10 protein-coding genes are annotated in these 6,906 nt (G+C 73.4%); 7 read left to right on the top strand and 3 right to left on the bottom strand.

The features are described 5' to 3' along the window. The 3 genes from VOI19_RS10845 to VOI19_RS10835 all read left to right on the top strand — a co-directional run. Window positions 1-184: sigma factor-like helix-turn-helix DNA-binding protein (locus tag VOI19_RS10845; protein ID WP_323792981.1), on the top strand; the 184-nt coding region annotated here is incomplete at its 5' end. Then, the gene (locus VOI19_RS10840) at window positions 181-1,506 is read left to right on the top strand and encodes a hypothetical protein (RefSeq protein WP_323792980.1); all 1,326 of its coding nucleotides are present in this window, start codon (window positions 181-183) and stop codon (window positions 1,504-1,506) included. The genes VOI19_RS10845 and VOI19_RS10840, both read left to right, overlap by 4 nt. Window positions 1,507-1,607: 101 nt before the next feature. Continuing rightward, window positions 1,608-2,609 carry a 4-hydroxy-3-methylbut-2-enyl diphosphate reductase gene (locus VOI19_RS10835; RefSeq protein WP_323792979.1) on the top strand — a complete coding sequence of 334 codons (1,002 nt, stop codon included), beginning with the start codon at window positions 1,608-1,610 and terminating at the stop codon, window positions 2,607-2,609. A 52-nt stretch (window positions 2,610-2,661) separates the two neighbouring features. On the opposite strand, the gene VOI19_RS10830 is transcribed toward VOI19_RS10835, so the two are convergent. Then, the gene (locus tag VOI19_RS10830; protein ID WP_323792978.1) at window positions 2,662-2,874 is read right to left on the bottom strand and encodes a hypothetical protein; all 213 of its coding nucleotides are present in this window, start codon (window positions 2,872-2,874) and stop codon (window positions 2,662-2,664) included. Window positions 2,875-2,919: 45 nt separating this feature from the next. On the opposite strand from VOI19_RS10830, the gene VOI19_RS10825 reads away from it, so the two are divergent. Next, a complete protein-coding gene (locus tag VOI19_RS10825) occupies window positions 2,920-3,183 on the top strand; it encodes a DUF4229 domain-containing protein (protein WP_323792977.1) in 264 nt (87 codons plus the stop codon). On the opposite strand, the gene VOI19_RS10820 is transcribed toward VOI19_RS10825, so the two are convergent. Both VOI19_RS10820 and VOI19_RS10815 read right to left on the bottom strand, forming a co-directional pair. Continuing rightward, on the bottom strand, window positions 3,180-3,311 hold the full coding sequence (locus tag VOI19_RS10820; protein ID WP_323792976.1) for a hypothetical protein: 132 nt from the start codon (window positions 3,309-3,311) through the stop codon (window positions 3,180-3,182). The genes VOI19_RS10825 and VOI19_RS10820 overlap by 4 nt on opposite strands. A 42-nt stretch (window positions 3,312-3,353) precedes the next feature. After that, window positions 3,354-4,226: a 1,4-dihydroxy-2-naphthoate polyprenyltransferase gene (locus VOI19_RS10815; RefSeq protein WP_323792975.1), complete on the bottom strand. Its 873-nt coding sequence runs from the start codon at window positions 4,224-4,226 to the stop codon at window positions 3,354-3,356. Window positions 4,227-4,322: 96 nt separating this feature from the next. Between VOI19_RS10815 and VOI19_RS10810 the strand changes: the two genes are divergently transcribed. The 3 genes from VOI19_RS10810 to VOI19_RS10800 all read left to right on the top strand — a co-directional run. Next, window positions 4,323-5,333, top strand: a complete 1,011-nt coding sequence (locus tag VOI19_RS10810; RefSeq protein WP_323792974.1) for an AMP-binding enzyme — start codon at window positions 4,323-4,325, stop codon at window positions 5,331-5,333. After that, complete coding sequence (locus VOI19_RS10805) at window positions 5,330-6,298, top strand: o-succinylbenzoate synthase (RefSeq protein WP_323792973.1); 969 nt, start codon at window positions 5,330-5,332, stop codon at window positions 6,296-6,298. Before VOI19_RS10810 ends, VOI19_RS10805 begins: the two co-directional genes overlap by 4 nt. Beyond that, window positions 6,295-6,906, top strand: a 612-nt coding sequence (locus tag VOI19_RS10800; protein WP_323792972.1) for a thiamine pyrophosphate-binding protein, incomplete at its 3' end; no start/stop codon positions are given. The genes VOI19_RS10805 and VOI19_RS10800, both read left to right, overlap by 4 nt.

Below are 6,906 nucleotides of genomic sequence, written 5' to 3'. Positions count from 1 at the left end.
GCGCCAGCGGGCGGTCGTGGTGCTGCGCTACTTCGAGGACCTCACGGAGGCCCAGACGGCCGAGGTGCTCGGCTGCACGGTCGGCACCGTCAAGAGCCAGTGCAGCCGCGCGCTCGCCAAGCTGCGCATCGACCCGGCCCTCGCGACCGACTCCCACCCGAGCACGACGAAGGATGCGTCATGAACAGCCTCGACGACCTCCGCACCACCCTGGGCCACCACGCCGACCACGCCGACCACGCCGACCACGCCGACGCGACCGTCGGCACGTCAGCCCGAGCCGCCGCCGTCCACCAGCGGGTGCGCGTCGTACGACGCCGCCGCCGGGCGGTCGCTGCGGGTGGCGTCGCTGCCGTGCTCGCCGTGGTCGGGGGAGTGGCCCTGCTGCCTGACGCGGCGCGCCAGGCGGCCCCGGAGCCCGCGGGCACGGTCGTGGGCCTCACGCCTCCCGCACAGCTGTCGTCACTCGGCTTCACCTACGACTGGACCCAGAGTGCCGAGACCACGGGCGACCGGGTCTCGGTCGACCTGCCGGCCTCGGACCACCCGCGGCTCGTCTCCTGGGCGACCTCGGGCGACGACGACCGGGTCACGATCACCGTCCCGGGCCTGCTCGATCCAGTGGCCTTCGGCGATGCCGACTTCACCAACTGGGTGCTGGTGCCGGCCGGGGACGACACCGAGGTCGAGGCCGTGGCAGCCGGCGGCGCGGTCGGTCTGGCGGTCTACACGCTCGGCGAGGAGCGCCCGGCCGGGGTGACGTCGCAGGGCGTCACCTTCCGCGAGGACGTCGCCGGGCTGGAGCTCCTCGGCGCTGCTGTGGGCGAGCCGGGCGAGGCGGAGGTCTCCTACGGGGCCACCGCCACCGGTCGGGGCATCGCGCTCAAGTTCTTCTGCCGCAGCGCGGTGCCCAACGCCTACCTCCACATCGACACCGGTGACAAGGGCGCACTCCTCTCCGGTGGCGGTTGCGGCGACGTGGTGCCGGTGGACCCGGCGTCCGCCGGCGGTGCGGCCTTCCCGACGAAGCCGGGTGAGGACGTCTCGACCACCCTCCGAGTCACTGAAGGGCGCAACGGGCCGCTGGTCGACGACCCGACCCTGCGGATCGGGATCGGCACCTACGGCCTGGCCGCCGGCGACACGGTCAACGGACCCGACGGGTACTTCCCCGACCTGCGTGAGGACGGCGGTCACGCCTGGCGGCTGGCGGCCCGGGCCTCCTCGTCCGGGCTGGGGAACGGCCCGAGCGACACGATCGCCCCTGACGACCTCGGCGCCGTCCTCGCGGTGGTGGGGATCCGCCTGGGCGACGGGTGCCGCTCGCGCGTCGAGTGGGACGGCGTCCTCGGGGACCTGGTCATGGGAGGCGTCTCGTCACAGTCGACGTCGGCGGTGATCGCGGAGCGGGGCACGGTCACGCTCCGGGTCTCCGGGTGCGACGACCCGCTCGACGCGCAGTCGCAGAACCGGGCGGACGTCGCTTTCTACGAGCGGATCGACTAGTGCCGACCCCGGTGGGTCTCGCCGGCGGCGGGGGGGAGAGGCTGAGGCGTCGCTGAGCGACCCGGTCGAACGCACATCGTGCGGCCCGTAGACTCAGGCCCATGAGCATCGATCTGGGTAGCCCGGCGATCCTGACCCCCGACGAGGCCGAGCGGGCGGTCCTGCTGGCCGCACCCCGCGGCTACTGCGCGGGCGTCGACCGGGCCGTCGTGACGGTGGAGAAGGCGCTCGACCTCTACGGCTCGCCGGTCTACGTGCGCAAGCAGATCGTGCACAACAAGCACGTCGTGGCCGACCTCGAGTCGCGCGGCGCGATCTTCGTCGAGGAGCTCGCCGAGGTACCCGAGGGCGCCACTGTCGTCTTCTCGGCCCACGGCGTCTCGCCCGAGGTGCACCGCCAGGCCGAGGAGCGCGAGCTCAAGACGATCGACGCGACCTGCCCGCTGGTGACCAAGGTGCACCACGAGGCCCGGCGCTTCGCCGACGACGACTACGACATCCTGCTCATCGGCCACGAGGGCCACGAGGAGGTCGAGGGCACCGCCGGCGAGGCGCCCGAGCACATTCAGCTCGTGCAGAGCCCTGCCGACGTGCCGGGCATCGTCGTCCGCGACCCGGCGCGCGTCGCCTGGCTCTCGCAGACCACGCTGTCGGTCGACGAGACCCTCGAGACGGTCGCGGCGATCCGCGAGCGGTTCCCGCTGCTGCTCGACCCGCCCAGCGACGACATCTGCTACGCCACCCAGAACCGACAGCTGGCCGTCAAGGACATCGCCCAGGACTGTGACCTGCTGATCGTGGTCGGCTCCGCCAACTCCTCCAACTCGGTCCGGCTCGTCGAGGTCGCCCTCGACGCGGGCGCCAAGACGTCCTACCGCGTCGACGACGTCTCCGAGATCGACGAGGCCTGGCTCGACGGGGTCAAGAAGGTCTCGGTGACCTCCGGTGCCTCGGTCCCGGAGTCCCTCGTCGAAGGAGTTCTGGCCTATCTCTCCGAGCGGGGCTACCCCGACGCGAAGGCCGTGCACTCGGCCGAGGAGTCGCTGATCTTCTCGCTCCCCAAGGAGCTGCGTCGCGACCTCAAGGCCGCCGGCCGCTCCTGACCCGCTCGTGTCACAGGCGAATCGGCTGTGCTCTCAGGACCGCGGCTGAGCGCTACGGCTTGGAGTCGGGGTCCTCGGGCTCGCGCTTCTTGCGGTCGAGGTCACGGAGGAAGTCCTCGTCGTCGTCCGGCGCGATCATCCGCTTGGGCGGCTGACGCTTGGGCCAGGCCGGGGTCTGGGGCATCAGGCCGCGCTTCTGGAAGACACGGATCAGCAGGTAGGTCGCCGCCGCGAACAGGATCAGCACGAACAGGAACTTCAGCACCCCTCCAATGTAGGCCCCTGGTGGTCACGGCATACCCTGAACCCTGTGAAGGAGTTCTGGATCTACACCCTTGCTCGGCTCGCGTTGTTCCTCGTCACCTGGGTGGTGGTCACAGCGGTGGCCGCGCTGCTCTTCGGCAGCCCCTACCCGGTGATCACGCTGCTGCTGGCCTTCGCGATCAGCGGGGTGGGGTCGTACTTCGTGCTCAGCGCCCCGCGTGAGGCTCTGGCCCGTCGCGTGGAGGAGCGCGCAGGTCGGGCCACCGCTCGCTACGAGGAGATGCGCTCGCGCGAGGACGACGACAGCTAGTCCTTGCGGCGGTTGAGCTGACGCTCGATGCGGCTCTGCGGCTGACCGAGGATCTTGGCCAGGATCGGGACCCGGAAGCGCCACAGGACGAAGCCGAGGACGATCAGGACGAGCAGGATCTTGAACATGCCGTCCAGCCTACGTCGCGCAGTGGCTGAAGCGGGGGCGGCTCAGGCGAGCACGAGTGCGCCGGCCACCAGGACCGCCCAGGCGAGCTCGGCGACGCCGGTCTGCTGGAGCACCGGGATCAGCGCCGGGCCGGTGGCCCCGCCGAGCACGGTGCGGACGCCCGGGGTGGCCGGGGCGAGGAAGCCCAGGCCGAGCAGCGCCCACCAGGTGGTGGAGGCGGCGACGAGGACGACGCACACCGCGGCCGCTACGACGAGCGCGAGGTAGAGCCGGCGGGTGCGGGCGTCACCGAGCCGCACCGCCAGGGTGCGTTTGCCGGCGACGGTGTCGGTGGGGATGTCGCGCAGGTTGTTGACGACCAGGATCGCGCAGGCGAGCGCCCCGATCCCGATCCCGGCGTACAGCGCCGGCGTCGACCACGCCTCGACCTGCACGTAGGTGGTGCCGATGACGGCCACGAGCCCGAAGAACACGAAGACCATCACCTCGCCGAGCCCGAGGTAGCCGTAGGGGGTCGAGCCGCCGGTGTAGTACCAGGCGGCGACGACGCTGACCGCGCCCACCGCGACGAGCCACCAGGCCGTCGAGGCCGCGAGCACGAGGCCCGCGACGCCGGCGACGCCGAAGGCCAGGAACGCTGCGCGCTTGACCGCGCCGGGGGTCGCGACCTGCGAGCCGACCAGGCGCATCGGACCGACGCGCTCGTCGTCGGTGCCTCGGATGCCGTCGGAGTAGTCGTTGGCGTAGTTGACCGCGACCTGGAGCGCCAGGCTCACCACGAGGGCCAGCAGCGCCTTCCACCACACCGCGGCATCGGCGTACGCCGCGACCCCGGTGCCGGCGAGGACCGGCGCGACCGCTGCGGGGAGCGTGCGCGGACGCGCCCCCTGGACCCACTCAGACGCTGTCGCCACAACAGGTGATTCAAGCAGCAGCGGGGCCGCGGGCGGTCCGCAGGTGGCGCTCGACCCCCTCGAGGGGTGGCGGTCGACCCGGCTAGCCTCGGTCGTGTGAGCACGTCATCGCCCCACGTCTCCGCGCTGCGCGCGTGGCTGGCGAGCGCGGACGGCGAGGGAGAGCCCGATCCCTGGGTCGTCGAGACCTCCGGCTCGTCGGGACGCCCCAAGCGGGTGCTGCTCTCGCGCCGTGCGGTGCTGGCCTCGGTGGCGGCCACCGAGGAGCGCCTCGGTGGCTCCGGGCCGTGGGTGCTGCGCGTGCCCGAGACGTACGTCGCCGGGACGCAGGTGATCTGTCGGTCGCTGGTCGCCGGGCACGACCCCGTCGGCATCGACGAGCCGTGGCCGGCAGGCGACGGCTGGTTCACCTCGCTCGTCCCGACACAGCTGCACCGCATCCTCGAGGCAGCCGGGAGTGACCTCGAGGCCCTGCGTCGCGCCCACACGGTGCTGCTCGGCGGCGGACCGATCGACCCGACGCTGCGCGAGCGCGCGGCCGCGGCGGGCGTGCGGGTCGTGGCGACCTACGGGTCGGCCGAGACCTCCGGCGGTTGTGTCTACGACGGGGTGCCGCTCGACGGGGTGAGGGTCGCGACCGCCGACGACGGGCGGCTGCTGATCACCGGACCGATGCTCTTCGACGGCTACGACGGCGACCCCGCCCTCACCGCCGAGACCCTGGTCGACGGATGGTTCCGCACCGCCGACGCAGGCGAGATCGACCGCGACGGCCCGGGCGCGCGCGTGCGAGTGCTGGGCCGACTCGACGACGTGGTGGTGAGTGGTGGCGTCAACGTGCCCGGCCCCGCGGTCGCGGCGCGACTGCGCGCCCACCCGGACGTCGCTGCGGCCGAGGTGCTCGGCGTACCCGACCCCGAGTGGGGCAACCGGCTGGTCGCGTTCGTGGTCGGCGCCGTCAGCCACCACGACCTGCGCGAGTGGGTCGCGGCCGCCCACCCGCGCGCCTGGGCGCCACGCCAGGTGGTCGTCGTCCCCGAGATCCCCCTGCTCGCCAACGGCAAGCCCGATCGTCAGGCGCTGCTCGGCCTGGTCGGTGTCGCATGAGCGCGCCGACCTACGGCGGCTTGCGCGTGCTGTCGATCCCGATGCGTACCCGCTTCCGCGGGATCACCGTCCGCGAGGTCGCCCTGGTGCAGGGCGCCGACGGTCGCTGGGGCGAGTGGAGCCCGTTCCTCGAGTACGACGCCGCCGTGGCCGCGCCCTGGTGGGCCTGCGCCCTCGAGGCCGCCGCCGGCGACTGGCCCGAGCCGCTGCGCACCGAGATCCCCGTCAACGCCACCGTGCCCGCGGTCGGTCCCGAGCAGGCGCACGCGATCGTGCTGCGCGGCGGGTGCCGCACTGCGAAGGTGAAGGTCGCCGAGCCCGGTCAGAGCCTGGCCCAGGCCGAGGCGCGCCTCGAGGCGGTCCGTGACGCCCTGGGCCCGGATGGTCGGATCCGCGTCGACGCCAACGGGCTGTGGTCGATCGACGAGGCCGTGACCGCGATCGCCGCCCTCGACCGGGCCGCCGGGGGACTGGAGTACGTCGAGCAGCCGGTGATGAGCGTCGAGGACCTCGCCGTCGTACGGCGTCGCGTCGACGTGCCGATCGCGGCCGACGAGTCGATCCGTCGTGCCGCCGACCCCTACCGGGTGCGCGACCTCGAGGCAGCTGACGTCGCGGTGCTGAAGGTGCAGCCGCTGGGCGGGGTGCGGGCCTGCCTGCGGATCGCCGAGGACATCGGCCTGCCGGTCGTGGTGTCGTCGGCGCTGGAGACCTCGGTCGGGATCGCGGCCGGCCTCGCCCTGGCTGCGGCACTGCCGGAGCTGCCGTTCGCCTGCGGGCTCGCCACCGTCGCCCTGCTCACCGACGACGTGGCGACCCGACCGCTCGTGCCCGTCGACGGGATGCTGCCGGTCGGTGCCTCGCTCGTCGACGACGCTGCGCTCGACCGCCTCGCCGCGGCCCCCGACCGGGTGGCCCACTGGGAGGCCCGGCTCGCCGAGGTGGAGAGGATGGGCGCCCCATGACTCACGCCGCCGACACCACTGACGCTTCAGGGAGCACGGCCACCGCCCTGGCCCGTGCCGTCGTCCAGCGCCTCCTCGACGAAGGGGTGCGCGAGGTCGTCGTCGCGCCCGGCAGCCGCAACGCCCCCCTCACCTTTGCCGTGTACGACGCCGCCCGCGCCGGCCTCGTGCGCCTGCACACCCGTCTCGACGAGCGCTCGGCCGGCTTCCTCGCGCTCGGCCTCACCAAGCAGGGCAGCCGGGCCGCGGTCGTGTGCACCTCCGGCACTGCCGTCGCCAACCTCCACCCGGCCGTGCTCGAGGCCGCCCACGCGGGCGTCGCGCTGGTGGTGATCACCGCGGACCGCCCCGCCCGGCTGCGCGGCACCGGGGCCAACCAGGTCACCGACCAGGTCGGCGTGTTCGGGCCGCTGGTCGCGACGCAGGACGTCGTCGACGCCGCCTCCTGGCAGACGGAGTCGCCCGCCGGCCCCGCAGCCGGGCCGTGGCACCTCAACGTGCAGCTCGACGAGCCGCTGCTGCCCAGCCCTGACGAGGCGTGGACGCCCCGCGCACCTGACACCCGCCCGCGAGGGGAGTCCCCGCGACCCGAGCCGACCGTGCTGGCG

This window comes from Nocardioides sp. (genome assembly GCF_034670285.1).
Classification (GTDB): Bacteria; Actinomycetota; Actinomycetes; order Propionibacteriales; family Nocardioidaceae; genus Nocardioides.
The sequence above is the reverse complement of the archived record's forward strand: the minus strand, read 5'-3'. Positions and strand labels throughout refer to the sequence as shown.

Coding starts and splice junctions, on each gene's coding strand:
- VOI19_RS10840 (WP_323792980.1), top strand. CDS start 181: ATGAACAGCCTCGACGACCTCCGCACCACCCTGGGCCACCACGCCGAC.
- VOI19_RS10835 (WP_323792979.1), top strand. CDS start 1,608: ATGAGCATCGATCTGGGTAGCCCGGCGATCCTGACCCCCGACGAGGCC.
- VOI19_RS10820 (WP_323792976.1), bottom strand. CDS start 3,311: ATGTTCAAGATCCTGCTCGTCCTGATCGTCCTCGGCTTCGTCCTGTGG.
- VOI19_RS10805 (WP_323792973.1), top strand. CDS start 5,330: ATGAGCGCGCCGACCTACGGCGGCTTGCGCGTGCTGTCGATCCCGATG.